At 72.1% G+C, this 23,978-nt stretch carries 26 protein-coding genes and 1 riboswitch; of the genes, 13 read left to right on the plus strand and 13 right to left on the minus strand.

The features are described from left to right. Nucleotides 1-17: 17 nt before the first annotated feature. A riboswitch (SAM riboswitch) is annotated at nt 18-161 on the minus strand. 142 nt (nt 162-303) lie between these two features. Continuing rightward, on the plus strand, nt 304-1,251 hold the full coding sequence (locus FHS39_RS04560) for a glucosyl-3-phosphoglycerate synthase (protein WP_184346411.1): 948 nt from the start codon (nt 304-306) through the stop codon (nt 1,249-1,251). Between the two features lie 6 nt (nt 1,252-1,257). On the opposite strand, the gene FHS39_RS04565 is transcribed toward FHS39_RS04560, so the two are convergent. Further along, nucleotides 1,258-2,274, minus strand: a complete 1,017-nt coding sequence (locus tag FHS39_RS04565) for a MarR family transcriptional regulator (protein ID WP_184346412.1) — start codon at nt 2,272-2,274, stop codon at nt 1,258-1,260. 249 nt (nt 2,275-2,523) lie between these two features. On the opposite strand from FHS39_RS04565, the gene FHS39_RS04570 reads away from it, so the two are divergent. Beyond that, a complete protein-coding gene (locus FHS39_RS04570) occupies nt 2,524-4,005 on the plus strand; it encodes an alpha,alpha-trehalose-phosphate synthase (UDP-forming) (protein ID WP_184346413.1) in 1,482 nt (493 codons plus the stop codon). A 4-nt stretch (nt 4,006-4,009) separates the two neighbouring features. Here the strand turns inward: FHS39_RS04570 and FHS39_RS04575 are convergent, their stop codons facing one another. From FHS39_RS04575 to FHS39_RS04585, 3 genes are read right to left on the minus strand one after another with little or no spacing between them, the layout of a single operon-like run. Continuing rightward, on the minus strand, nt 4,010-5,326 hold the full coding sequence (locus FHS39_RS04575) for a nucleotidyl transferase AbiEii/AbiGii toxin family protein (protein ID WP_184346414.1): 1,317 nt from the start codon (nt 5,324-5,326) through the stop codon (nt 4,010-4,012). Beyond that, nucleotides 5,323-5,967: a hypothetical protein gene (locus FHS39_RS04580; protein WP_184346766.1), complete on the minus strand. Its 645-nt coding sequence runs from the start codon at nt 5,965-5,967 to the stop codon at nt 5,323-5,325. Before FHS39_RS04580 ends, FHS39_RS04575 begins: the two co-directional genes overlap by 4 nt. Before the next feature lie 15 nt (nt 5,968-5,982). Next, nucleotides 5,983-6,486 (minus strand): hypothetical protein, encoded by a 504-nt coding sequence (locus FHS39_RS04585; protein WP_184346415.1) that lies wholly within the window; start codon nt 6,484-6,486, stop codon nt 5,983-5,985. Between the two features lie 247 nt (nt 6,487-6,733). Between FHS39_RS04585 and FHS39_RS04590 the strand changes: the two genes are divergently transcribed. After that, entirely contained in the window at nt 6,734-7,087 is a 354-nt protein-coding gene (locus tag FHS39_RS04590; protein WP_184346416.1) for a peptidase inhibitor family I36 protein, read from the plus strand. Between the two features lie 63 nt (nt 7,088-7,150). On the opposite strand, the gene FHS39_RS04595 is transcribed toward FHS39_RS04590, so the two are convergent. Continuing rightward, on the minus strand, nt 7,151-8,491 hold the full coding sequence (locus FHS39_RS04595) for an NsdA family TPR-like regulatory protein (RefSeq protein WP_184346417.1): 1,341 nt from the start codon (nt 8,489-8,491) through the stop codon (nt 7,151-7,153). 141 nt (nt 8,492-8,632) lie between these two features. On the opposite strand from FHS39_RS04595, the gene FHS39_RS04600 reads away from it, so the two are divergent. Beyond that, complete coding sequence (locus FHS39_RS04600; protein WP_184346418.1) at nt 8,633-9,220, plus strand: hypothetical protein; 588 nt, start codon at nt 8,633-8,635, stop codon at nt 9,218-9,220. Here FHS39_RS04600 and FHS39_RS04605 read toward each other — a convergent pair. After that, entirely contained in the window at nt 9,217-9,618 is a 402-nt protein-coding gene (locus FHS39_RS04605) for a hypothetical protein (RefSeq protein ID WP_184346419.1), read from the minus strand. The two genes, FHS39_RS04600 and FHS39_RS04605, sit on opposite strands and share 4 nt — an antisense overlap. Nucleotides 9,619-9,689: 71 nt before the next feature. On the opposite strand from FHS39_RS04605, the gene FHS39_RS04610 reads away from it, so the two are divergent. Further along, nucleotides 9,690-10,097: a hypothetical protein gene (locus FHS39_RS04610; protein WP_184346420.1), complete on the plus strand. Its 408-nt coding sequence runs from the start codon at nt 9,690-9,692 to the stop codon at nt 10,095-10,097. Further along, nucleotides 10,094-10,303, plus strand: coding sequence for a DUF6255 family natural product biosynthesis protein (locus FHS39_RS25965; protein WP_221462293.1), 210 nt, complete (start codon nt 10,094-10,096; stop codon nt 10,301-10,303). Before FHS39_RS04610 ends, FHS39_RS25965 begins: the two co-directional genes overlap by 4 nt. 2 nt (nt 10,304-10,305) lie before the next feature. Here the strand turns inward: FHS39_RS25965 and FHS39_RS04615 are convergent, their stop codons facing one another. The 4 genes from FHS39_RS04615 to FHS39_RS04630 form a co-directional block, all read right to left on the minus strand. Beyond that, nucleotides 10,306-11,046 (minus strand): RAD23 family protein, encoded by a 741-nt coding sequence (locus tag FHS39_RS04615; protein WP_184346421.1) that lies wholly within the window; start codon nt 11,044-11,046, stop codon nt 10,306-10,308. 111 nt (nt 11,047-11,157) lie between these two features. Next, nucleotides 11,158-12,000 (minus strand): trehalose-phosphatase, encoded by an 843-nt coding sequence (gene otsB, locus FHS39_RS04620; RefSeq protein WP_184346422.1) that lies wholly within the window; start codon nt 11,998-12,000, stop codon nt 11,158-11,160. A 50-nt stretch (nt 12,001-12,050) separates the two neighbouring features. Then, nucleotides 12,051-12,290: a DUF3263 domain-containing protein gene (locus tag FHS39_RS04625; RefSeq protein ID WP_184346423.1), complete on the minus strand. Its 240-nt coding sequence runs from the start codon at nt 12,288-12,290 to the stop codon at nt 12,051-12,053. Nucleotides 12,291-12,300: 10 nt separating this feature from the next. Beyond that, a complete protein-coding gene (locus FHS39_RS04630) occupies nt 12,301-13,584 on the minus strand; it encodes an extracellular solute-binding protein (protein WP_343069351.1) in 1,284 nt (427 codons plus the stop codon). A gap of 236 nt (nt 13,585-13,820) precedes the next feature. On the opposite strand from FHS39_RS04630, the gene FHS39_RS04635 reads away from it, so the two are divergent. The 5 genes from FHS39_RS04635 to FHS39_RS04655 all read left to right on the plus strand — a co-directional run bounded on the left by FHS39_RS04635 (nt 13,821) and on the right by FHS39_RS04655 (nt 19,056). Then, a complete protein-coding gene (locus tag FHS39_RS04635) occupies nt 13,821-14,762 on the plus strand; it encodes an SIS domain-containing protein (protein WP_184346424.1) in 942 nt (313 codons plus the stop codon). Between the two features lie 220 nt (nt 14,763-14,982). Then, a complete protein-coding gene (locus FHS39_RS04640; protein WP_184346425.1) occupies nt 14,983-15,939 on the plus strand; it encodes an ROK family protein in 957 nt (318 codons plus the stop codon). Next, the gene (nagA, locus tag FHS39_RS04645; protein ID WP_184346426.1) at nt 15,939-17,093 is read left to right on the plus strand and encodes an N-acetylglucosamine-6-phosphate deacetylase; all 1,155 of its coding nucleotides are present in this window, start codon (nt 15,939-15,941) and stop codon (nt 17,091-17,093) included. Before FHS39_RS04640 ends, nagA begins: the two co-directional genes overlap by 1 nt. A 124-nt stretch (nt 17,094-17,217) precedes the next feature. After that, on the plus strand, nt 17,218-18,138 hold the full coding sequence (locus FHS39_RS04650; RefSeq protein ID WP_184346427.1) for a 1-phosphofructokinase family hexose kinase: 921 nt from the start codon (nt 17,218-17,220) through the stop codon (nt 18,136-18,138). Between the two features lie 87 nt (nt 18,139-18,225). After that, nucleotides 18,226-19,056 carry a class II fructose-bisphosphate aldolase gene (locus tag FHS39_RS04655; protein ID WP_184346428.1) on the plus strand — a complete coding sequence of 277 codons (831 nt, stop codon included), beginning with the start codon at nt 18,226-18,228 and terminating at the stop codon, nt 19,054-19,056. Here FHS39_RS04655 and FHS39_RS04660 read toward each other — a convergent pair. Beyond that, entirely contained in the window at nt 19,043-19,996 is a 954-nt protein-coding gene (locus FHS39_RS04660; RefSeq protein ID WP_184346429.1) for a carbohydrate-binding protein, read from the minus strand. The two genes, FHS39_RS04655 and FHS39_RS04660, sit on opposite strands and share 14 nt — an antisense overlap. Nucleotides 19,997-20,174: 178 nt before the next feature. Continuing rightward, nucleotides 20,175-21,896 (minus strand): diguanylate cyclase CdgB, encoded by a 1,722-nt coding sequence (gene cdgB, locus FHS39_RS04665; protein ID WP_184346430.1) that lies wholly within the window; start codon nt 21,894-21,896, stop codon nt 20,175-20,177. Nucleotides 21,897-22,200: 304 nt separating this feature from the next. On the opposite strand from cdgB, the gene FHS39_RS04670 reads away from it, so the two are divergent. After that, the gene (locus FHS39_RS04670) at nt 22,201-22,752 is read left to right on the plus strand and encodes a flavin reductase family protein (RefSeq protein ID WP_343069352.1); all 552 of its coding nucleotides are present in this window, start codon (nt 22,201-22,203) and stop codon (nt 22,750-22,752) included. Between the two features lie 14 nt (nt 22,753-22,766). On the opposite strand, the gene arfB is transcribed toward FHS39_RS04670, so the two are convergent. Continuing rightward, the gene (arfB, locus tag FHS39_RS04675) at nt 22,767-23,195 is read right to left on the minus strand and encodes an alternative ribosome rescue aminoacyl-tRNA hydrolase ArfB (protein ID WP_184346432.1); all 429 of its coding nucleotides are present in this window, start codon (nt 23,193-23,195) and stop codon (nt 22,767-22,769) included. A gap of 178 nt (nt 23,196-23,373) precedes the next feature. On the opposite strand from arfB, the gene FHS39_RS04680 reads away from it, so the two are divergent. Next, the gene (locus FHS39_RS04680; RefSeq protein WP_184346433.1) at nt 23,374-23,949 is read left to right on the plus strand and encodes a TerD family protein; all 576 of its coding nucleotides are present in this window, start codon (nt 23,374-23,376) and stop codon (nt 23,947-23,949) included. Nucleotides 23,950-23,978: the final 29 nt, after the last annotated feature.

A 23,978-nucleotide genomic window follows, 5' to 3' on the forward strand; every position in this document is an offset into this window, starting at 1 on the left:
GGAGGCGAGGCCCTTTCTCCTCATCTTCCTCGCGACGCACTTCGCCGCGAGACGGATTTGGCACCTTCCCCGCCGGGAGCCTCGCTTCGAACGAAACAAGACCGGCTGGAGGGTTGCCGGGGCTTCAACGGGCCGTGTCCCTCTGCCCCTCTGGATGAGCGGTATAGCGCTGGGCGGACCCAGGCATTTGTGCGCAGGACGACCCCGACATACGACGGGCGTCCGCGTTGTTCAAGACTGTAACGGAAGGGACGGCCCGCCGAGAGGGCCCGTCCGCAACGCGAGACGCGAGGAGTCGTACACGTGCTGGAAGAGGTGGAACGCTGGCTGGCCCGGCGGTCCTGGTCCGCAGCCGACCGTCCGCTCGACCAGCTCCTCGCTGCCAAAAGCGGCACCGGCACCACGGTCAGCGTCGTGCTGCCGGCCCTGAACGAGGAGGCGACGGTCGGGGACATCGTCACCACGATCCGCCGGGAGCTGATGTCCGAGGCCGTGCCGCTGGTGGACGAGCTGGTGGTGCTGGACTCCGGCTCCACCGACCGCACGGCGCAGGTCGCGGCCGCCGCGGGGGCGCGCGTCGTCCACCGCGACGACGTCCTGCCGCGGCTGCCCGCACTGCCCGGCAAGGGCGAGGTGCTGTGGCGGTCGCTGCTGGTGACGAGCGGGGACGTGGTCTGCTTCATCGACTCCGACCTGCGGGACTTCTCCGCCGACTTCGTCTCCGGCATCGTCGGCCCGCTGCTCACCGACCCCGACGTCCACTTCGTGAAGGGGATGTACGACCGTCCGCTCGGCGAGGTCTCCGGCCAGGGCGGCCGCGTCACCGAGCTGGTGGCCCGCCCGCTGCTCAATCTGCACTGGCCGCAACTGGCCGGTTTCGTCCAGCCGTTGGGCGGCGAGTACGCGGCGCGGCGCTCGCTGCTGGAGCAGCTGCCGTTCCCCGTCGGGTACGGCGTCGAGCTGGGCCTGCTGGTGGACGCGCTGCACACCGTGGGCCTGGACGCGCTGGCCCAGGTCGACGTGGGCGAGCGCAAGCACCGCCACCAGGACGGGCGGGCCCTGGGCCGGATGGCCGCCGCCATCTACCGCACCGCGCAGCTGCGGCTGGCCCGCGGGCACCTGGTGCGCCCGGCGCTCACGCAGTTCGAGCGCACCGAGGAGGGGTTCGTCCCGCGGACGTACCCGGTGGACACCGAGGAGCGGCCGCCGATGGCCGGCATCCCCGAGTACGAGCAGCGGCGCGCGGCGTAGCCGCCTTCACCCGGCAGGCAGCGGGGAGTTGAGGAGGGCGACGCCGACCGCAGTGGCCGTGTGCAGGGCGGTGTTGCGGTGCCGGGCGGTGATGACCAGCCCGGCCGCGCGCAGGACGGTCGCGTGCTCGCTGGCGCTCGCCGGGGCGATGCCCAGGCGCCGGGCCAGCTCGGTGGTGTGGCACCCCGGGCTGTCCGCGATGGCGTGCAGCACGGCGGCGCGGGTGCGCCCGAGCAGGGCGACCAGGGGCGCGGGCACCCTGCCCGCATCCGCGTCCGGCCGCGGGGACGGGACCAGCGGCAGGGTGCCCGGCTCGCGGTGGGCCGGGTACGTCACCAGCGGCTGCGGCAGCGCCTCGGCTTCGATCACCGGACACCGGGAGCCGAACCAGGAGGGGACCAGGAGCAGCCCGCTGCCGTCCAGGTACATGTCCTCGTCGAAGCCGCTCGCCGTGACGATGTCGAGGACGGGCGGCCGCCAGGTGATGCACCGCGGGGACAGCCCCGCCAGCACCCGCTCCACGCCGCCGCGCGCGAACTCGCGTGCGCGCAGCGCCCGGTCGGCCTCCAGACAGGTGCGGATCCGCGGCCAGTAGGGCGAGAGGGCCTGTGCGTAGACGTGACCGAGGCCGTCGAAGAGCTGCCCGAGCAGCTGCGGGTCGTCGCGCAGGCGCTGCGTCCAGCGGGGCACCCGCTGCCGCCCGGCGATGAACTCCAGCTCCTGGACGATCAGCTTCTTGGGCGTCGCCCGCACCACTTCCAGCGCTTCCTCGGCGCCGAGCGGGGAGTAGGACGGGTGGAAGAAGTTCGGTGACCAGCCCCGCGGCGGGACGAGGTCCAGGATCATCCGGGCGGTGGGGTGCAGCCGGGCGCGCACCTGCTGCCGCCATGCGCCGAAGGCGACGGAATCGGTCGTCTCCTGCAGCACGCGCACCGCGATGCTCGTCTCCAGCAGCGGCTGCGGCGACGGTGCGATCCGCGTACGGGCCAGGTCCGCGGCGGTGAAGTGAATGCGATAGCCCACTGCGGTGTGCCCTCCTCCGCTCGGTGGCCGACCCTACCGACGGGCCCTGCTTCGGCCGAGGCCGAAACAGGACGACATCACGCGGGGCGCCCCCGCACTCTGAGAACGCGAGAGGACGCGCCGGCCGGGCCGGCAGAGCTCCTCTGGCGGCCAGGTGTGGTGCGCGGGGACGGTACGGGGGGTTCCCGCGCACCACCCGACGGGCCGTGCGTACGTTTGAGCGGTTCCCCGGGCGGCAAGGCTGGCGACATGGTCGCTGAGCACGTGCACTCCGCCCCGGTCGCCGCCGCCCCCATCGTGATGGCGTCCAACCGGGGGCCCGTCTCGTACACGCTGCGCGAGGACGGCTCGCTCACGGCCGGGCGGGGCGGCGGCGGGCTCGTCTCGGGGCTCAGCTCGATCGGGCGGGACTCCGGAGCGGTGTGGGTCTGCGCGGCGCTGAGCGACGGCGACCGCGCGGCGGCCCGCGCAGCGGGCCGAAGACTGGAGCCGGGCGACACCGGCGGCCACCAGGTGCGGATGCTGGACGTGCCGGCCGCCACCTTCGCCGCCGCGTACAACGGCATCGCCAATTCCGTGCTGTGGTTCGTCCACCACATGCTCTACCAGACGCCGCTGGAGCCCTCCTTCGACGCGGCCTTCCGCGAGCAGTGGGCCGCCTACTGGGTGTACAACACCGCCTTCGCCGAGGCCATCGCCGAGGAGGCGGCGCCGGGCGCCGCCGTGCTCGTCCAGGACTACCACCTGACCCTGGTGCCGGGGCTGCTGCGCGCCCTCCGCCCCGACCTGCGCATCGGGCACTTCTCACACACCCCCTGGGCCCCGCCGGACTACTACCGGCTGCTGCCGGACGACGTGGCCGGGCAGGTGCTGCGCGGCATCCTCGGCGGCGACCGGGCGGGCTTCCTGACCGAGCGCTGGGCGGAGGCGTTCGCCGCCTGCTGCGAGAACGTGCTCTCGGGGGCGGAGGTCGTCCGCGAGGGCGGCACCGCCACGGCCGTGCGTTTCGAGGGGCGCACCACGCGGCTGGGCGTCCACGGCCTCGGCGCGGACGCCGACTTCCTGCGCGAGCGCGCGCACCAGCCGGACGTCGAGGAGCGGATGACGGCGCTGCGCGAGCAGGTCGGCCCCGGCCGCAGAACGATCGTCCGCGTCGACCGCACCGAGCTGTCGAAGAACATCGTCCGCGGCCTGCGCGCCTACCGGCGGCTGCTGGAGGAGCGCCCGCAGTGGCGCGGCAAGGTGGTGCACATCGCCTTCGCCTACCCCTCGCGGCAGGACCTCGCCGTCTACCGCGACTACACGGCGGAGGTCGAGCGCGTCGCCCGGGAGATCAACTCCGCGTTCGGCACGGAGGGCTGGCAGCCCGTCTCCCTGCACGTCAAAGACGACTTCGCGCGCTCCCTCGCCGCGTACCGGCTGGCGGACGTGGCCCTGGTCAACCCCATCCGCGACGGCATGAACCTGGTGGCCAAGGAGGTGCCGGTGGTCTCCGACCACGGCTGCGCGCTGGTCCTCTCCCGCGAGGCGGGGGCGGCGGCGGAGCTGGGCGACGACGCGATCATCGTCAATCCGTACGACGTCGAAGCCACCGCCCGCGCGCTGCACGAGGCGCTGCTGATGGAGCCGGGCGAGCGCGCGGAGCGCTCCAAGCGCCTGGCCGCGGCGGCCACGGCGCTGCCGCCCGCCCGCTGGTTCACCGACCAGCTGGCGGCCCTGCTGGAGCGCTAGTTCCTCACCGCCCGGCGTCCGCCGCCTCCAGCCGCGCCGCCACCTCGCGCGGGCCGCCCCGGCCGGCCTCGTACTGCGCCTTGTCCCGCCCCCAGCGGCGGTCCCGGAAGGACAGCAGCACCTCGGCGGCCTCGCGCAGCGTGCACCTGTCCCGCCCGAGCAGCTCCCGTACGGCGACCACCGCGCACAGCGCGGGCACGCTGCGCTTGGCGAACCACTCCTCGACCGCTTCCATGCCGCCCGCCTCGTGCTCGTCCCGCACGAACGACGTCACGTCCTCGAAAGCGGCCGCCAGCTGCGCGTACGCCCCCTCCTCGGCCGGGGCGTAGGACGGCGCGAGGGCGACGGCCAGGCGTATCAGGGCGCTGTGCTCCACCTCGCCCGGCAGCCCGGGGCGGTCCTTGCGGAATTCGAACCAGTCGGCGTCGGCCGCCGCGGCGAGGATGCCCGGGAGGTCGGCGTCGTGGCCCTCGGCGTAGAGGACGTCCCGCAGCAGTTCGAAGGGCAGTGGGGTGCTCTCCGCGAGGAGCACCGCGTCGTAGAGGTCCTTGGCCTCGGGGTTGTGGTCCGAGACCAGCCACTGGATCTTCCACACGAGGGAGAGCGCGGGGCTCGCCGCCATGAGGACGGCGCTCTCGCCGGTGCCGTGCCGGGGCACTTCGGTGCGTACGGCGGGCGCGGCCAGCTGCTCGTTGAAGACGAAGTCCAGCTGGACGGTGCCCGGCGGCACGCCCTCGGACGCTGCGGTCCAGGGCAGTACGAGGCGGCGGCCCGGCACCCGGTCGTACGTCCATATCTCATCGCTCACCGCGCCCGCCGCGTCGATCCGGACCGGGCTGCCGGCCTCGCGCGAGAGTGCCTCGGCGGCGCGGGCGATGCCGTCGAGCAGGGGGTCGGTGCGCTCGTCGTCCAGCTGCCAGGTGTGCGGCACGACGACGAAGTCCAGGTCGCCCGGTTCGCGTGCCGCCTCGCCGAACCAGGCCTTCAGCAGCATGCTGCCGCGCAGCACCAGGTGCTCGGCCCACTCGGAGCCGGCGACGGCGGCGAGGGCGAGGTCCAGCGCGTGCCGGCGGGCGGCGAACCAGGCTTCGCCGGTGCGGGCGTCGGCGAACTGCGGCTCGCTCAGCCGCATGCCGAGGGTGTGGTGCTTGACCGCCGGGTCGCTCACCGGCCGCTGCACGACGCCGTCGCCGGGTACGGGCCGCAGCGTCCGCGGCAGGCCCATGTCCGCGCACGTCGTGGTGTCGGGCGGGGTCTGCGGCACGATGGTGTCCTCGCTCCACGGCCCGTTGCCGAAGCGCTCCCAGGGTGTCGTCGTCATGCGCGCGCACTCTCCTCGGTGATCCAGCCGGCGTCGAGCGACTCGTCGCTGTCGTGGATGACGAACTCCTGCTCCGTGGAAATGATTTCGTGTGCGCCGAGGTCCGCGGTCAGCGCGAGCAGCCGCGCTTGCGCGGTGCGGCGGCCGACGAGCCGGCAGCGCTGGGTGACGAACCGTTCCGTGCGGCCGTCGGTGCGTATGCGGCGGGCGTTGCGGGACAGGTGGGCGGTGTGGGCGGGGGCGAGCCGCGGGAGGGCTGCGCCCGGGGCGATCAGGAGCTTGATGTGGTGCTCGAAGTAGTACCGGGGCCCGAGGACGGCCGCCTCCTCGTCGGTGTCCGGTACACCCTCCACCCAGGGCGCGGCCTCGATCTTCGTCCGTACGACCTCGAACCCGGCGTCTTGCAGTGCGCGGGCGGCGTCCTCGACGGCCTCGCGCACGGCGGGCAGGGGCCCGCGGCGGTGCAGGGTGAGCATCGGCTGGCTGGGGGTGCGCCCGCGCTCCAGCACGATGTGGGTGAACTTCAGCCCGTGCGCGGCGGCGTGGGCTTCGAGGCGGACCGCATCAGCGCGGACGGTGAGGTGGGCCTCGAATGCCCCGGTGAAGGAGGTGACGGGTGGGGCGGGGGTGGTACTTGGCATCACCCGGGAATGATCTCAGGTGGCCGAGTAGGACAGGCGCACGGCGTCGGTGCTGTCGGCGACGCGGAGCCGGAGGTAGTAGACGTACTCGTTGTTGAACTTGGTGGGGATCGTGCACTTGTTGGCGAGCGACGTCGAAGCCGACTTGTGCGCAGGGCTGCCGGCCGGGCCGATCGAACCGATGACCTGCGGCATGATCTCCGAGTCCCGCACGTCGCAGCACTGGAAGACCTGCACGCCGACGGAGCCGAGGGCGGGGCTGCCGGAGGGGTCGTCCAGCTCCCCGGCGAGGTCGACGTTGAGTGTCCGGGTGTCGGGCGAGTGGAAGGCCGGGGAGTACATCGTGATGGTCCTTTGCGGCGTGAAGGTCTCACTGACCGGCAGGCCGACGGGGTTGCCACAAGACTTGTCGGTGCGCGGCGGGACGTCGCGGGCGGCGGCGTGACCGGACCCGGTGGAGGGCAGGGCGAGGGCGGCGGCCATCAGGGCCGGCAGAGCGAAAAGTGCGGTTCTCTTCATAGCGGGAAATTTGCCCACGTGGGCTGGATCGTTACGCTTGCGGCGAGCTGAATGCCCCCGTTTCAGCGACGAGTTCGCAAGCCCGACCGAGGCGTACTGCCGCTATCGCGCGCCCTTTTCGAGCCCCCGCACGCCCATTTCATGCATCTGGCTGAAATGCATCGCATGGGGAGACACTTCGAGACCCCGGGGTGACGGCGCTCACCAAGGCAGTCATCCCGGCACCGCAGTACGGAAAGGAAAGGCCATGCGCTCCAAACGATCCCGCATCGCCGTCATCGGCGCCGCGACCGTCCTGGCCGTCACCGGCACGATGACGATGACCGCCTCCGCCCACGCGGATGCCTGCCCGGCGAGCAGGTTCTGCAGTTTCAGCCAGACGTTCTACCGCGGCGCGGAGGAAGTCGACAACCCGCCGGCGGACACGTGCGTCACCACGCACGTCGACGAGGCAGCGCACTCGACGGAGAACAACACGACGCACCTGGCGGTCCTCTTCCTGGACCGCAACTGCACGATCCCGAGCGGCGCACAGGTTCAGCCACTGTCGAACATGCCGGTCGACGTTTACCGCTCGTTCCGGCTCGACGCCACGGGCTGAGGCCCGGGATCACCCCCGCCCAACGGCCCCGCGGGACGGCTCTCCGCCCCGCGGGGCCTCCGGCTACGCCAGGAGCGAGGCTGGGGTGACGAGGCGGGCGCGCTCGTAGAGGGCGCGGGCGGCGGGGTTTTTGAGGTGGGGGCGGAGCAGGCCGAACATGGTTTGAACACGCTGGTCGACCCGCCCGCTCTGCACCAACGGGTACTCATCCAGGGCTTCATTCCACGTGGCACATGCAGCTTCCAAGTGCCCTACTTGCATCTGGAATTCACCGAGCATGGCTCGCTCTTTGACTCGCGTCCGGCGGTAGACGTCGTAGCAAAGCCTGTCGGATTCCTTCATCGCTTCGACTGCCCCCGGCAGGTCGCCCAACTCATGGCGCACCTGACTGATGTGGTAATGCAGGGACGAAGGGTCGTACGACCCGAACGCCTTCTCTCGCGACTCCGCCTTCTCCATGGCAGCCTCTGCCTCCTTGAGGTACAGCAAGGCAACGTTGCGATCGCCTGTTTGCGCAGCAGAATGTGCCTGCTGTCCGGCGAGGAAGGCGCGCATGCGTGGTCCGGCCTGCGGAGATGCGGCCGCGGCAGCATCAGCCAGGCGCAGCGCCTCGGGCCCGTGCCCCAGATCGACGGCTTGCACGCTCATCCCCCGCAATGTGGTGCAGTACGTCAGATGGTCCTCCGATGCCCCGGCAAGCTGCAAAGCCTTGAGGTAGTACTGCTGGGCCAAGCCCTGCAAGCCTTCGTCAACCGCCATATATCCGGTCAGGTAGCAGAGATCCGAGGCCGCCGACATCATCGCCTTGCGCACCGGCTCGGGCGCATCCGCCTTGAGGTACGGGGCCACGGTGTTGACGAGGAATGCCGCGGCCATGGGCCGGGCGTGGCGGCCACCGAACAGGTCGTCGAGTTCCGAGACACGCTCGGTCATCGCAATGACCATGTCGACCTCGGCCATTCCTATGCGCTGAGTCCGCCCCGTCTGCACCGCTTCCATCCGCCCGACCACGTCAGGCCAGTTGGGCACGGCCAAGGCGACCGAGAACAGGCTCGCCCCGATGACACTGCGCCGGGACGGGTCCATGTCCTGCCTCCCGAGGTCGACAAGCCCCTCCACCGTACCGGGACTGGCGTTCGACTGGTCGGTTGGCGAGGAGAAGCCCGCCTCGCGGTGGGTGACAGGCCGCTGCAACCTGCGCGAGAGGGCTTCGACGACGACTGGCTGCACCTCCGGACGCGGCAGATGGCCCTTGAGCCACTGGTGAACGGATGGCTCCCGGTACCGGAGGGGCGTTCCGCGCTCGGTGCCGATGCGGTTCACCTCCTGGGCGAACTGGCGCAGCGTCCACTTCGTTTCGCGGTACAGCCGATCAAGGCCGACGTTCGGTGCCGGTGCGCCCATGGGCCCTCAACTCCTCGCACGCTCGCGGCTCTTAAAGCTCTTAAATCCTGCCGCCGTGCCAACGGTACCGCCGTGCGTAGCCGTCGGGTTACCTAAAGCGAGGGCAGAGCCCCGACCCGCACCCGAGAGGAGAGTGCAACAGTGAACGCAACCCTTGCCCGCCCCGCCCCCGAGAAGGTGGCGGAGCGAGCCCGCGAGATCCTGTCGGCCATCGAGGCCGACCCGGAGTTCGAGCGTCTGCGCACCGGCTGCGCCAAGTACGACAAGGACTGGCAGAGCTTCACGGGCTACGCACTCGTCGACGGCTTCGACGTCGAGAAGGACACCGTCCCCCTCTTCCCCGATGCCCTGCGGGCCATGGCCATCAAGTCGGCCGTCTTCGAGATGACGGACGGCGACGAATACGCCGCCGAAGTCCCCGTTCCCGTTCCGGTGGACGAGATGATCCATGCGCTGGCCGCCCAGTTCACGGTGTTGAGCCGGGTGCAGGAGCGGACCGGCATCCTCTTCGTGCATGCCACCGACCGCGAGGAAATCGGTGGTTGGGACCACGGGGATTACACGCACCAGGTCTACCGGGCCGCGTGGGGGCCGGTGAACGAGCGGTTCTGGCTCGGTAAGCAGGAGACGGCCGCCCGGCGTGCTGCCGTTGTCGAGAAGTACCGACAGCTGGGCATCTTCGAAGGCGGGCGCAGGTTCGCCCCCGGCTTCGCCACGGCCGCCGCCTAGCCAAGTGCGCGGCGCAGCGTCGTGACGACGTCCACGCCCGGGAAAGCGCGCGGAATCTCGGTCGCGGCCTGCTCGATCAACAATTCGAGCATTCCCGGCGCTGCGCTGTGCAGCACTCCGCGGAGATACGACTCAAGCTCCGCGACATCACCTGGCAATTCGAGCTCGCCCGTCAGAGGCACCCCGTCGCTCTTGTACCGGCCCGTAGGAATGCCGACCTTGTGCGGGTGCACACAGACGGGCACCCCGGACCGCGTATAGCGATGGCCGTCGGCCGGGTCGAACGGACAGTCGTCCGAGGGACGGTCCTGCACGTCGAACTCTCCGAGAGGAAGACGGCGCGAGGGGCAAATGCCGCACGCCGGGTGCTCGTCGCTTCTGACGAATGCCTCAGCCATGCCACCCGAGCGTAGGCCGCCGATGGCCCGTGCCGGGGCAGCCCGCTCCAAGAACCCCCGAAGGGAACACCGTGCACGACACCGCCATGCCGCATCCGAACCCCGACGCCGACAGCGGGCCACCGGGCCCGATGACATACCGGCCCGGCGCCTTCGTCATCGACACACGTACCGCCACGCTCGTGCAAGTCATGGGCCACCTGGGGCCCCATGTACAGGTGAGACAGCCCGGTGGTGGGCGGGAGTGGGACGTGCCGCCCGAGGTGTTGCGGCTGGCCGGGCGGGAGGAGCGGGAGGCCGCGGGGATCCGGGGCTCCGATTCCACCTCGCCCGTCGGGTGCGCCGAGTGTGCCGCCCTCGAAGCCAACCGCCGGGCGGCGGCCTCCGTGGGCGACCAGGCCATGCTCGTGGACACCACCATCGCCGTACGCAGTCACTTCCGTACCGCGCACCTGCTGCCGAAAGAGAACGCGTGGTGACCGGCTGTCCGCACCGGTGGACGCGGAACGGGGGCGAGGCCCAGTGCGACGGGTGCGGGACCCGGCGGTTCAGCAGCTACGCCGCCGTGCGGCCGCCGGGGCTGCCGGTCGTCGTCACGCCGTCCGTCGCTGCCCGGCGGGCCGCTGACCGCCGGGCAGCCATGGTGATCTCACGGACGGGCCGGTGGGGCAGACGGTGGCCCTGACCTCACTCGTCGTCCGAGTCCTTCTGTTCCTGCTTCGAGGCCTTCTTGTCCTTCGAGTCCTTCGAGTCCTGGATGCCCAGGGACGACAGCGCCGTCGTCCAGTCCTTCGCGATGGCCTGCTGGGCCTTGACCAGGTCCGTCTTGCCCGAGCAGATCGCGTTCTTGAGCTTCGTCTCGACGACGTCCTTCGGGTTGTTCGGGCCCGCGCCCGCCTTGTGCCCGGGGGACGGCGGCTCGACCCAGAGGTTGCGCGGGTCATTGGGGTCGCCGCCCAGCTGGAGGCTGATCAGGTGGTCGTACTCGGCCTCGCGCATCGCGCCCTTGTAACCGTAGGAGGCCGCGTTCGCGGTCTTCTCCCGGCTGGTGATGTTCGTGGGCGGCCGGATGTCCGAGGTGTAGCCGCTGCGGCAGATGGTGGTCTTCAAGGTGGCCTGGGTGACCTTGGGGTTGGTCGCCCCCGGCGAGCACTTGGCGTCGGGGAGGGGCTCCTTGTCGGCCGTGTAGCGGTAGTGGCAGGTGCCCGGATCGGGCTGCTTCTGCACGGTGTACGCCGGCTGCGGGCCCGGGCCCGCGGGTATGGCACCGGACCCCGAAGGGGCGGCGCCCGAGGGGGCCGGGGCGCCGGACTGGCCCTTGGACTCGGTCTTCTTGGCACCGGAGTCCGAGGAACACCCGGTGGCGGTGACGGCTATGACGGTGGCGGCGGCCGCCGCAAGTATGCTCCAGCGGGGGGCGATTGACATGCGTCATGTCTACCCGGCGGGTGCCGCGGGGCAGGCACCGGGGTGGAAGCGGTTCCGCTTCCCGCACAGCGGAGAGCGCACGGCGCACGCCCCGGCGCGGAAGCGCGCCGCTCAGCTCGACAGCCGGTCCGCCAGCCCCTCCAGCAGCCCGACGACGCCCGTCGGCCCGTCCACGACGACATCCGCCCGCTCCGCGAGCACCGCGACCTCCTGACTGCCGCTGCACACGAGCACCCCCGGCACACCCTCCGCCCGCAGCTTCTCCACCGCGGCGAAGGCAGCCAGGTCACCGAGGTCGTCACCGGCGTAGAGGACCGCGGAGGCGCCCGACTCGCGGACGTAGTCGGCCAGGGCGACGCCCTTGTCCATGCCCGGCGGACGCAGCTCCAGGACCAGGCGGCCCGGCTCGACGATCAGGCCGTGCCGCGCGGCGAGCTCCGTCAGCGGCACGCGCAGGGCGTCGTACGCGGCCTGCGGATCCGCCGCACGCCGGGTGTGCACGCCGATGGCCCGGCCCTTGTCCTCCACCCATGTGCCCTGCCAGGCGCCGGATTCGTCCAGGACGCCGGGAAGCTCCGCCTGGACGGCGGCGACGCCCGGATGCGGCGCGGGAGCGGTGACGGTGCCGCTGACCGCGTCCCACCGCTCGGCCCCGTAGTGGCCGAGGACGACGAGGTGCTCAAGCCCCTTGACCCCGGCGAAGCCGCCGTAGCGCACCGCGACCCCGGCCGGGCGGCCGGTGATCACGGCGACGGAGCCCAGGTGCGGCGCGAGCCGGGCCAGGGCCGGCACGGTGCCGGGGTGGGCCCGCGCCTGCTCGGGGTCCGGCACGATCTCGGCGAGGGTGCCGTCGAAGTCGAGCGCGACGATCGCCCCTGCGGGCCGCGCCAGCAGCGCGGCGAGGCCGTCCCGGCCTGCGGATGTCACGGGTTCCGGAAGCGGATGGCTGCCCATGGGCCGACCCTACCGGTGCGCCCGCCGCCGGGGTGGGCAGTTGGCACGGCTCAGCGGCGCGCCCGCCGCGCCTCCCGCACCCGCCGCAGCCGGTTGACCGTGACGGGGTCGTGCGCGAGGGCGCGCGGGTCGTCGAGGAGGGCGTTGAGGAGCTGGTAGTAGCGGGTCGGCGTGATGCCGAGCCGCTCGCGCACGGCGCGCTCCTTGGCGCCGGGGCCGGACCACGACTGCCGCTCCAGGGCGAGCACGGCGCGGGCGCGCTCGGACAGGCCTTCCTGCTCCTCCTCCATGTACCCCAACCTAGCGCTGCGGGTCCGCGATCTCCGTGGCGTCCGCCTCGCGCTGGACCTCGCTGAGGATGCCCTCGGGGTCGCTGTTGGGCTGCACGGCCCCGCCGACCTTCTCCTTGAGCGTCTTGCTGACCTTCGCCCAGGAGGTCTTGTCTGCGGGGTAGAACTCGGCGTTCTCCAGCTGGGCGAGGAAGGGCCAGAGCTTCTGGTCCGCCCGCAGCTGGGCCATGTCCCGCGACGCGGAGGTCGTCACCGGCAGCAGGTCGTACTGGCCGGTGAAGGCCAGCACGTTGTCCTTCTGGTAGAGGTAGTTGAGGAAGGTGCCGATCTGGTCGCGGTTGCCGTTCTGCTTGAAGGCCATCATCCAGTCGGCGACGCCCATGGTCGCCTTGGACTTGCCGGTGCTGCCGGGCAGCGGCGCGGTGTCGTACTTGATGCTCTTGGCCTCGGCCTGCTGCATCAGCGTCGGGTGGCCGTTGAGCATGCCGACCTCGCCGCGGCAGAACGCGGCGAAGACTTCCTGCCGGTTGGTGCGGGCGGGGTCGCCGGGGCCGGTGAGGCCCTTGGCGACGAGCTCGTCACGCAGCCACTTGAAGGCCTTGACGTTCTCGGGCGAGGCGATCGTGTACGCGCCGTTCTTGTCGGTGTAGCCGCCGCCCGCACTGAGCATCCACATCATGGTCTCGGCCGGCGCCTCCTCGGGGCCCAGCGGCAGACCGAAGGGAATCTTCACGCCCGCGGCCTTGAGCTTGATGGCCGCCGACTGCAGCTCGTCCCAGCTCTCGGGGGCCTTGAGGATGCCGGCCTTGGCGAAGAGCGTCTTGTTGAAGAAGAGCAGTCGGGTGCTGGAGACGAACGGCAGGCCGTACTGCACCCGGTGCACCTCGCCCGCCTTGGAGATCGAGGAGATGAAGTCGGCCTGGGTGGGTATGGAGAGCAGCTGGTCGGCGCTGTAGAGCTTGCCCGCGGCGGCGAAGTCGGCGTACGCGCCGATCTGCGCCATGTCGGGGGCCTTGCCCGCGGCGACCAGGTCGGCGACCTTCTTGTCGACCTCGGTCCAGCTGTAGACCTCGACGTCGACCTTGATCTTGCTGTGCTTGGACTCGAATTCGCTGACGAGCGAGTCCCAGTACTTCTTCGAGGTGTTGGCCGGACTGTCACCGTAGTCGGCGGCGATCAGCTTCAGCTTCTTGGCGCCTCCGGGAGTCGCGCTACCGCACGCCGTCAGCGCCGGCGCCATCGCCGCCGTGGCGGCACCCGCCGCCGTCAGACCCAAGAACCGCCGCCGCTGCACTACTGCTACCCACCTTGTGGTTCGTGTTCGCTGTCGCCCCGTACCGAAGGGACCGAGAGTCCCTCCCAGGCGAGAGACCGTGAGTCTCTCCCGCGCGCCACCTTACGGTCTATGTCTGTGCGATCTCGCTTCGGTATCGCCGTAGCGCTCTTCCCCCAGGTCACAGGGGGCTGCTATGCACGGGACGACCGCTCGGCGGCACTTCTCGCCACTTCTCTTCTTAGGAGCAGCAGCGCATGAAGCAGTCCTCTTCTCCCACCTCTCCCACCTCTCTCACCTCTTCCGAACTGGCGACCCAGCCGGCCTGCTGGCGGCGCGCCGCCGAGGCCGCCGTCCGGGCGGCGGGGCTGCCGCTGCCCGGTGAGCGGGTGGCCGTGACCGGCTGCGGTACGTCGTGGTTCATGGCCCAGGCGTACGCGGCGCTGCGGGAGGCCGCCGGGCAGGGCGAGACGGATGCGTTCGCGTCGTCGGAGTTCCCGGCGGCCCGCCTGGACGGGCGCTACGACCGCGTCGTGGCGATCACCCGGTCCGGTACGACGACGGAGGTGCTGCGGCTGCTGGACGCGCTGCCGGGCACGACGCTCGCCGTCACCGCCGACCCCGGGACGCCGGTGAAGGACGCGGCGGACGGGCTGGCGGTGCTGGACTGGGCGGACGAGGAGTCGGTGGTGCAGACGCGCTTCGCGACGACGGCACTGGCCTTCCTGCGCGCGGGCCTGGAGGCCCACGGGCCGCTGCCCGCGGGGGTGCGGACGGTGGCCGAGGCCGCGGCGCAGGCGGAGGAGGCCGTGGCCGGGCCGCTGCCCCCCGAGGTGCTCGGTGCGCAGCAGTGGACGTTCCTGGGCACCGGCTGGGCGTACGGCCTGGCCCAGGAGGCGGCCTTGAAGATGCGGGAGGCGGCGGGGGCGTGGACGGAGGCGTACCCGGCGATGGAGTACCGGCACGGCCCGGTCGCGATAGCCGCCCCGTCCCGCGTGACCTGGGCCTTCGGCCCGCTTCCGGCGGGTCTGGCCGAGTCGGTGACGGACGCGGGCGGCACGTTCCTGGGCGCGGAGTCCCGCGACCCGATGGCGGACCTGGTCCGCGCCCAGCGGCTGGCGGTGGCCGTGGCGCAGGCGCGGGGGCTGGACCCGGACCGTCCGCGGAACCTCACCCGGAGCGTGATCCTCGCCGGATAGGCCGCTCCGCGCTCGGGGTGGGCCCCGGTTGCCCCGTATCGGGCGTGCCCGGAGGTGCTTCGCCCACCCGCCCGCCCGATTGCCCGGCACCGAGCTCGTGCCGTCGGGTCGCCCGGCGGGCGGGTAGCGGGTGGGCGGGTGGCGATCGCGCGGGCAGGCAAGTCCCCGCCCCCGGCGAGTGGACTAGACCTTTCGTGCCCCGGCGCGCGAAACTACAGGCGTGAAACACGTCATCGCCCTCGACGTCGGCGGCACCGCCATCAAGGCCGCCCTGGTCGCGGCGGACAACACCCTGCTGTACGAGACCAGGCGGCCCACCGGCCGCGACCGCGGCCCGGACGCCGTCGTGGCCGGCATCGTCGAGCTGGCCGCCGAGCTGCGCGCCCTGGGCGAGCACCGGTTCGGCGAGAGCCCGTCCGCCGCCGGCATCGCCGTGCCCGGCCTCGTCGACGCCGCCACCGGCACCGCCGTCTACGCCGCCAACCTCGGCTGGCGGGACGTCCCGCTGCGCACCCTGATCAGCGAACGCCTCGGCGGCAGGCCGACCGCCCTGGGCCACGACGTGCGCACCGGCGGCCTCGCCGAAGGCCGCATCGGCGCGGGCCGCGGCGCCGACCGCTTCCTCTTCCTCCCCCTCGGCACCGGCATAGCGGGAGCAATCGGCATCAACGGCCGCATCGAGGAGGGCGCCCACGGCTACGCGGGCGAGATCGGCCACATCGCCGTACGCCGCGGCCCCGACGCCCCCGACTGCGGGTGCGGCGGCCGCGGCTGCCTGGAGACGCTCGCCTCCGCCTCGGCCGTCGGCCGCGCCTGGGCGCGCGCCGCCGGCGATCCGGCCGCCGACGCCGCCGACTGCGCCAAGGCCGTGGCCTCCGGCGACCGACGCGCGCAGGCCGTGTGGCAGCACGCCGTGGACGCCCTCGCCGACGGCCTCGTCATCGGCCTCACCCTGCTCGACCCGCACACGCTGATCATCGGCGGCGGGCTCGCCGAAGCGGGCGAGACCCTCTTCGCGCCGCTGCGGGCGGCGGTCGCCGAGCGCATCACCTTCCAGAAGCTCCCCCACATCGTCCCGGCGGCCCTCGGGGACACCGCCGGATGCCTGGGCGCCGGCCTGCTCGCCTGGGACCTGCTCGCCCCCGAAGCCAAGCTCTCCACGGAGGTATCCGTCTGATGGTCGATCGAACGGTTCTCGCCGGCGCCCGCGTGGTGCTGCCGACCGGTGTCGTGGAAGGGGGCCGCGTCACGGTCGAGGGCGGACGCATCGCCGCGAGCGCTCCGCAGGAGAGGCCCACGCTCGACCTCACCGGCCACTGGATCGTCCCCGGCTTCGTGGACGTCCACGTGCACGGCGGCGGCGGGGCGTCCTTCTCCGCCGGTACGGCCGAGGAGGCGCTCACCGCGATCCGTACGCACCGCGCGCACGGCACGACCACGATGGTGGCCTCCACCGTCACCGGCGACCTCGCCGACCTCGCCCGGCAGGCGGCCGTCCTCGCGGAGCTGACCCAGCAGGGCGATCTGGCGGGCATCCACTTCGAGGGCCCGTTCATCTCCGCCCACCGCTGCGGCGCGCACCAGCCGGAGCTGCTGCGCGACCCGGACCCGGCGGACGTCCGCAAGCTCGTCGACGCGGCGCACGGCGCGGCCCGCATGATGACGCTGGCGCCGGAGCTCCCCGGCGGCCTGGAATCGGTCCGGCTGCTCGCCGAGCACGGCGTGATCGCGGCCGTCGGGCACACCGACTCGACGTACGAGGCCACGCTGGAGGCCATCGACGCGGGCGCGACCGTGGCCACCCACCTCTTCAACGCGATGCCGTCCCTGCTGCACCGCGCGCCCGGCCCGATCGCGGCGCTGCTGGAGGACGAGCGGGTCACCGTCGAGCTCATCAACGACGGCACGCACCTGCACCCGTCCGTCCTGCAGCTGGCCTTTGCCCGCGCGGGCGCGGACCGGGTCGCGTTCATCACGGACGCGATGGGCGCGGCGGGCATGAACGACGGCATGTACCCGCTCGGCCCGATGCGGGTCGAGGTCAAGGACGGGGTGGCCCGGATCGCCGACGGGCCGACGGCCGGTTCGATCGCGGGCTCGACGCTCACCCTCGACACGGCCTTCAAGCGGGCCGTGACGGTCGACGGGCTGCCGGTCCAGGACGCGGTGCGGGCGCTGTCGGCGAACCCGGCGCGGCTGCTGGGCATGGCGGACCGGGTCGGTTCGCTGGAGGAGGGCAAGGACGCGGACCTCGTCGTGCTCGACGGTTCGTACGACCTGGCGGGCGTCATGCGCAAGGGCGAATGGTTGGTTAGGCCCGAAGTGCGGTAGTTCTTCTCGTGGTTGTGCGGCGACGGCAGGTCCGGAGGTCTGGGCCTGCCGCCGCTGTTTTGGCATGATCGCTCGCGCAGTCGTCACCAATCGCCAGGCGCACCGGTCGAGGAGAGAGTCGCCGATGATCCTCACGGTCACACTCAACGCCGCACTCGATCTGACCTACCGTGTCCCGCGGCTGCGGCCGCACACCTCGCACCGCGTCGCGCGCGCGGTGGAACGGCCCGGAGGCAAGGGCGTCAACGTCGCCCGCGTGCTGGCCGCACTGGGGCACGACACGGTCGTCACGGGCTTCGTGGGCGGGCCCACGGGCGAGACGCTGCGGCGTCTTCTCGCGGAGAGCACCGGGCCGTTGACGGACGCGCTCGTGCCCATCACCGGTACGACGCGCCGTACGGTCGCGGTCGTCGACGAGGCGTCGGGCGACACGACGCAGCTCAACGAGGCGGGCCCGGACGTCAGTCCGGAGGAGTGGACGGCGTTCGACGACCGCTACACCCGGCTGCTGCGGGACGCGCGGGCCGTCGCGCTGTGCGGCAGCCTGCCGCCCGGGGTGCCGGTGGGTGCGTACGCGCATCTGGTGCGCCAGGCGCGGGCGCAGCACGTGCCGGTGCTGCTCGATACGAGCGGCGAGCCGCTGCGGCGCGGGATAGCGGCGCGGCCGGACGTGGTGAAGCCGAACGCCGCCGAGCTGGCCGCGCTGACGGGTTCCACGGATCCGCTGCGGGCCACGCTGGACGCGCGCCGCCGGGGTGCCCACGCGGTGGCGGCCTCGCTGGGGCCGGACGGCATGCTGGCGGTCACCCCGGACGGCACCTGGCGCGCCACCCCGCCGGACCGCCTCACCGGCAACCCCACGGGCGCGGGCGACTCGGCGGTGGCGGGCCTCCTCTCGGCCTGGTCCACGGGCCTGCCCTGGCCGGACCGCCTGGCCCGCGCGGTCGCCTTGTCGGCGGCCACGGTCCGGGCGCCGGCGGCGGGCGAGTTCGACGCGGCCGTGTACGAGGACGCGCTGGCGCGCGTGAGGATCACGGAGGCGTGAGCCAGGCGCCGCCGCGGCGGGTATGGGGCCCGGAGACGCACGGGGCACCCCCTACCCCCTTACCCCACCCGGAGGGTTGACGCACCGATGACGCTCGTCCGCACCCACGACCTCATGACCGCAGGCGGAGCCGTAGCCGCCTTCAACGTCATCACCGTCGAGCACGCCGAAGCCATCGCCGCCGGCGCCGAAGCGGCCGGCGCCCCGGCCGTCCTGCAAATCTCCGAGAACGCCGTGAAGTTCCATGGGGGCCGACTGGCCCCCATCGCGGCCGCGGCGGCCGCCGTGGCCCGCGCGTCGAGCGCGCGGCTCTCGCTCCACCTCGACCACGTCGAGAGCGTCGACCTGCTGCACTCCGCCGCCGCGCACGACTTCAGCTCGGTGATGTTCGACGCGTCGAAGCTGCCGTACGGGGACAACGTCAAGGCCACGGCGGACGCCGCCCGTTGGGGCCATGAACGCGACATCTGGGTCGAAGCGGAACTGGGCCGCGTGGGCGGCAAGGCCGGGGACGCGCACACCCCGGGCGTCCGCACCGACCCGGCGGAGGCGGTCGCCTACGTGGCCGACACGGGCGTGGACGCCCTGGCCGTGGCCGTGGGTAGCTCCCACGCCATGACCGAACGCACGGCCGCCCTCGATCACACCCTCATCGCGGCGCTGCGCGAGGCCGTGCCGGTGCCGCTGGTCCTGCACGGCTCGTCGGGCGTCCCGGACGCGGAGATCCGCCGGGCGATCGCCGCCGGAATGACGAAGATCAACGTAGGCACGGCCCTCAACACGGCCTTCACCGGCACGATCCGGGCCTTCCTGGAGGCCCACCCCTCAACGGTCGACCCCCGCACCTACCTCGCGCCGGCGCGCGAGGCGATGTCGGAGACCGTGGCCGGATTCCTGCGGACGGTCAGCCCGCGCTGAGCCAGACCTGGTCGAGGTGTGCCTCGCACGCGTTGCCCGGCTCGCAGGACAGCTTGAGCGTGTTGGTGCCCTTGTTGAGCTTCACGTTGGACCAGCTGGTGAACCAGCCGCCTGCCCAGTCGCCCGGCTTCGCACCGTAGTTGCTCATGCGGATGGCCCGCTCGTCCTTGTTGCCGTTCTCCCACACCGTGAGGTTGGCGTCCTTGCCGGGAACTCCGTAGCGCAGGTTGAGGCGGTACTGGCCCGCGGTCTGCACGTCGACCGTCCACTCGACGGAGGCTCCCGGCGCGTTCATGCCGGTGATGTACGTCCCGCCGTCGGCCTCGGCGCCCTGCACGGTCTTCTCCGTGGTGGCGCCTCCGCTCAGCCTCAAGGATGCGGCGTCGCGCTTCTGCTGGCCGTTGGCCGAAGGGTTCTGGGGCTCGTCCTTGGAGTCCTTCTTGGACGAGTCGTCCTTCTTCTTCGAATCGCCGGAATCGGGCTTCTTGTTGTCGCCGCCCGAGGCAGAGGTCTTGCTGCCGTCGTTCGACGAGCCGTTCGTCACCATGGCCACGCCGATGCCCGTCGCCACCACGGCCACCACGGCTATGGCCGCTATCAGCAGCCCGCGCCGCTTCGGCCGCTCCGAACCGCCGTGGCTGCCATGGCCGCCGGCCGGGGCGTACGCGCCCGGCTGCTGCGGGCCGCCCTGGCCCGGTGCGCCGCCCGCCAGCGTCTCCGGCGCCGCGTAGTGCGGGTTGGGGCGGGAGGCCGCCGGGGGCTGGCCGTACTGGCGGGATCCGACCGGTCGGACCTGGTTGTACGACGTACGGGGGACGCCCGGCTGGTGGGTGGCCGGCTGGCCGCCCGAGGTGCTCCCGTCACCGCCTTCCGAGCGGTACAGGTAGCCGAACGGGTCGTCGTTCTCCGGCGTCCCGGTGCCGTTATTACCGGCCGTCATCCCCTGTCACTCCCCACATGGTGTGCCCATCGGCGCCCACGCTCGTACGCGCCAAAACCGCGGCTGTCGAGGCCGGGGCGGCCACCACGGTCGGCGGCGGTGCCGCATCGGCGCAGCCTACCCCGAGAGGGCGGTTTCACGCCGTGGTCCGGACCTCAGGGCCAGTATGGGCGGGCCCTCATCCGGCCCGTCTACCGGCCTTTGCGCGGGACCGTTTTTCCACGTACATCCGCTGGTCAGCGGAGTGCAGCACCTCGTCCGCGGACATTCCGCAGCCCGCCCAGCCGATGCCGAAACTCGCCCCTACCCGCACCGCCCGCCCGTCAACCCTTATCGGCGGAATGATGGCGTTACGCAGCCGTACGGCCAGGTCCTCGGCGTCCGCCGTGGCCAGCCCGTCCGCGAGCACCACGAACTCGTCGCCACCGAGCCTGGCCACCGTGTCCCCGTCGCGCACGCCGCTGCTCAGCCGCCGGGCCACCTCGATCAGGACCGCGTCGCCGGTGTGGTGGCCGAAGCGGTCGTTGATCGACTTGAAGCCGTCGAGGTCGCAGAGGAGGACGGCCAGGCCCTTGATGCCGTCGTCGCCCGCGGCGTCGCCCTCGTCCGGCGCTATGGCGTGCACATGGTGATGGTCGTAGCCGGCCTCGTGCCCGGCGCAGAAGTCGTCCGGGGCGAAGTCGGAGGCGTAGTCGGGCCCGGCGTCGGAGCCGTACCCGTGGCCGTGGGCGTAGGCGGTGCTCTCGACCTCGGCGAAGCCGTCCAGACAGCCGTACGGGCCCGCGGCCGCCGCGGCGTGCGTCTCGCTGCCGGGCGGGCGGCCGCACAGCCGGCTGCTGAGGCGGGCGCGCAGCTCGGCGCTGTTGGGCAGGCCGGTCAGCGAGTCGTGGCTGGCGCGGTGGGCGAGCTGCAGCTCGTGCCGCTTGCGCTCTTCGATGTCCTCGACGTGGGTGAGCAGGAAGCGCGGCCCGTCGGCCGCGTCCGCGACCACGGAATTGCGCAGCGACACCCAGACGTACGTGCCGTCGCGCCGGGCCAGCCGCAGCTCCGCCCGGCCGCCCTCGGCGGACGTGCGCAGCAGGGTGGTGACGTCCTCCGGGTGGACGAGGTCGGAGAAGGAATAGCGGCGCATCTGGGACGCGGAGCGGCCGAGCAGGCGGCACAGGGCGTCGTTGGTGCGGTGCAGCCGGCCGTGCTGGTCGCCGCCGAGCTCGGCGATGGCCATGCCGCTCGGCGCGTACTCGAAGGCCTGCCTGAAGCTTTCCTCGCTGGCCCGCAGGGCCTGCTGCTCACGCTCCAGGCGGACCAGTGCGCGCTGCATGTTTGCTCTCAGCCGAGCGTTACTGATCGCAATCGCGGCCTGCGAGGCGTACATCTGGAGGGCCTCGCGGCCCCACGGACCGGGCCTGCGCCCATTGCGCGGTTTGTCCACCGAGATGACGCCGAGCAGCTCGCCGCCGGAGGGCCCCGTCGTGTACATCGGGGCGAAGAGGCGGTCCATCGGATGCCACTCGTCGGTGAAGCGCGGGGCGGGTCCGGCGGTGTGCCACTGCGGGACGTCGTCGTCGTCGAGCACCCATCCCTCGGTGTACGGGATGAAGCGCAGATCGCCCCAGTGGTCGCCCATCGCCAGCCGCCGCTCCCACGAGACGCGGGAGCCGACGCGGCCCGCCATCAGCGCCTCGGCGCTTGCGCTTCCGGCCACCGCGGCCACCACGAGGTCACCGTCGGGGCGTACGAGGTTGACGGCCGACAGCTCGTATCCGAGCCCGGCCACGATGCCGTCGGCGACGGTCTGCAGGGTGTCCGCGAGGCTGCGCGCGGTGTTCAGCTCCGCGACCACCTGGTGCACCTGTCGCAAGGTGGCCAGGCGGACATACGGCTCCGACTCGGTCTCCATAGCTCGCTCTCCCCCGAGACCTCGACAGCAACTCCAGGCTTCTTGTTCGTCCGATTACCCCGGCCACTGAATCACAGCGAGCTGAACACCCGGTACACAGGGTCAACAATTACTGCCGTCTGTGACTCATGTCACAATGCGTGATCGTGTCCCGCTACTGGCGTTCGAGGCCGTACGTATGCTTCGTGAACGCAAATCCGAAGGCCGCAAGGCAGACCTAGGACGGGACCTAGGGCGGCCCCGGGACCCGCCTGGTCCGCAAGCCCGATGCACGCCGCCGCGGCGGACGGCTAGCGTGCTGGGTGTGCTGCAGACGACTTCGCCCACCGAGACCGGCATAGCCCATCCTGAGGGAGTGACCGCCGACGAGTTCCGTGCCGCCCTCGCCCGCCTGGCCGCGGGCGTGGTGCTGGTGACCGCGCACGACCCCGAGGACGGGCCGCGCGGCGAGGACGTCGGCATGACGGCGACGGCCTTCCTGTCCGTCTCCCTCGATCCGCCCCTGGTGATGGTGAGCGTTCGCAACGGCTCCCGCATGGACGACCTGCTGGAGCACCAGCCCCTGTGGGCGGCCTCCCTCCTCACCGACAGCCAGCGGCACGTGGCGGGACGTTTCGCCATGAAGGGCCGCATCAGCGACCGGCTGCTCTTCGAGGACCTCGCCCACGAGCGTGGTGAGGCGAGCGGCGCCCCGCTGATCCGCGGCGCGCTGGCGACGCTGGAGTGCCGCACGGAGCAGCGCGTGCAGGCCGGCGACCACACGCTCGTCATCGCGCGGGTGCTCCGGGCCCACACACCGACCGCCGAGGGCGGCCCGCTGCTGTACTTCCGGGGGCGGTACCGGCAGTTGGGGTGACGGGCGAAAACGCCCTACCCCCAGTCCCGCCCCGTGCGGCCGCGCTTGGTCTCGCCGCGGGCCTTCTTCTCGCGCAGCCGCCGTTCGTTGATGCCGCGCGGGATCTTCGTGGCCCTGCGCTGCTTGGGCGGCGGCGCGCTCCCCTCCGCGAGCAGCGCGGCGAGGCGGACGGCGGCGGTCTCGCGATTGCGCCACTGCGAGCGGTGCTCGGAGGCCCGGACGGACACGACGCCGTCCACGAGCCTGCTCGCGAGCCGCTCCAGCGCCCGCTCCTTCCACACCGGTGGCAGCGCATCCGTCGCACCGAGGTCGAAGCGCAGCTCGACCTGGCTGTCGCTGGTGTTGACGTGCTGTCCGCCCGGCCCGGAGGACCGCGAGAAACGCCACATGAGCTCGGCCTCCGGGAGGGAGACGGAGCCGCGGATGACGTATGGACCGGACATGTGTCCTATGTTCCCCTGCCGCACGCCGGACCGTCATCTCGTTTTGTCCCAGCAGAGCAGCGTCCCGGCAAAGAAAGTAAAGAGAGATGGAACCCCGCATCCCCCACATGGCGTTATCAGGGGTGTGCGGCTGCGACGCTGCCGTGAGTCGATGTAGTAGCAGAAAGGGACATATCCCATGGCTGTAAGCCTGTCCAAGGGCGGCAACGTCTCCCTCACCAAGGAGGCCCCGGGCCTGACGGCCGTCACGGTCGGCCTCGGCTGGGACGTCCGCACCACCACCGGCACGGACTTCGACCTCGACGCGAGCGCCATCGCGGTGAACGCCGGCGGCCGGGTCTACTCCGACTCCCACTTCGTCTTCTTCAACAACACCGCCACCCCGGACCAGACCATCGTCCACACCGGCGACAACACCACCGGTCAGGGCGACGGCGACGACGAGTCCATCAAGGTCAACCTCGCCGGCCTCCCGGCCGACGTCGACAAGATCGTCTTCCCGGTCTCCATCTACGACGCCACGACCCGCGCCCAGAACTTCGGCCAGGTCCGCAACGCCTACATCCGCATCGTCAACCAGGCCGGCGGCGCCGAGATCGCCCGCTACGACCTCAGCGAGGACGCGGCCACGGAGACGGCCATGGTCTTCGGCGAGCTGTACCGCAACGGCGCGGAGTGGAAGTTCCGCGCGGTGGGCCAGGGCTACGCCTCGGGCCTGGCGGGCATCGCCAAGGACTTCGGCGTCAACGTCTGACGGTTTTCACGGGGGAGGGGCCGCCCCTG

The organism is Streptomyces olivoverticillatus, assembly GCF_014203555.1.
GTDB classification, from domain to species: Bacteria; Actinomycetota; Actinomycetes; order Streptomycetales; family Streptomycetaceae; genus Streptomyces; species Streptomyces olivoverticillatus.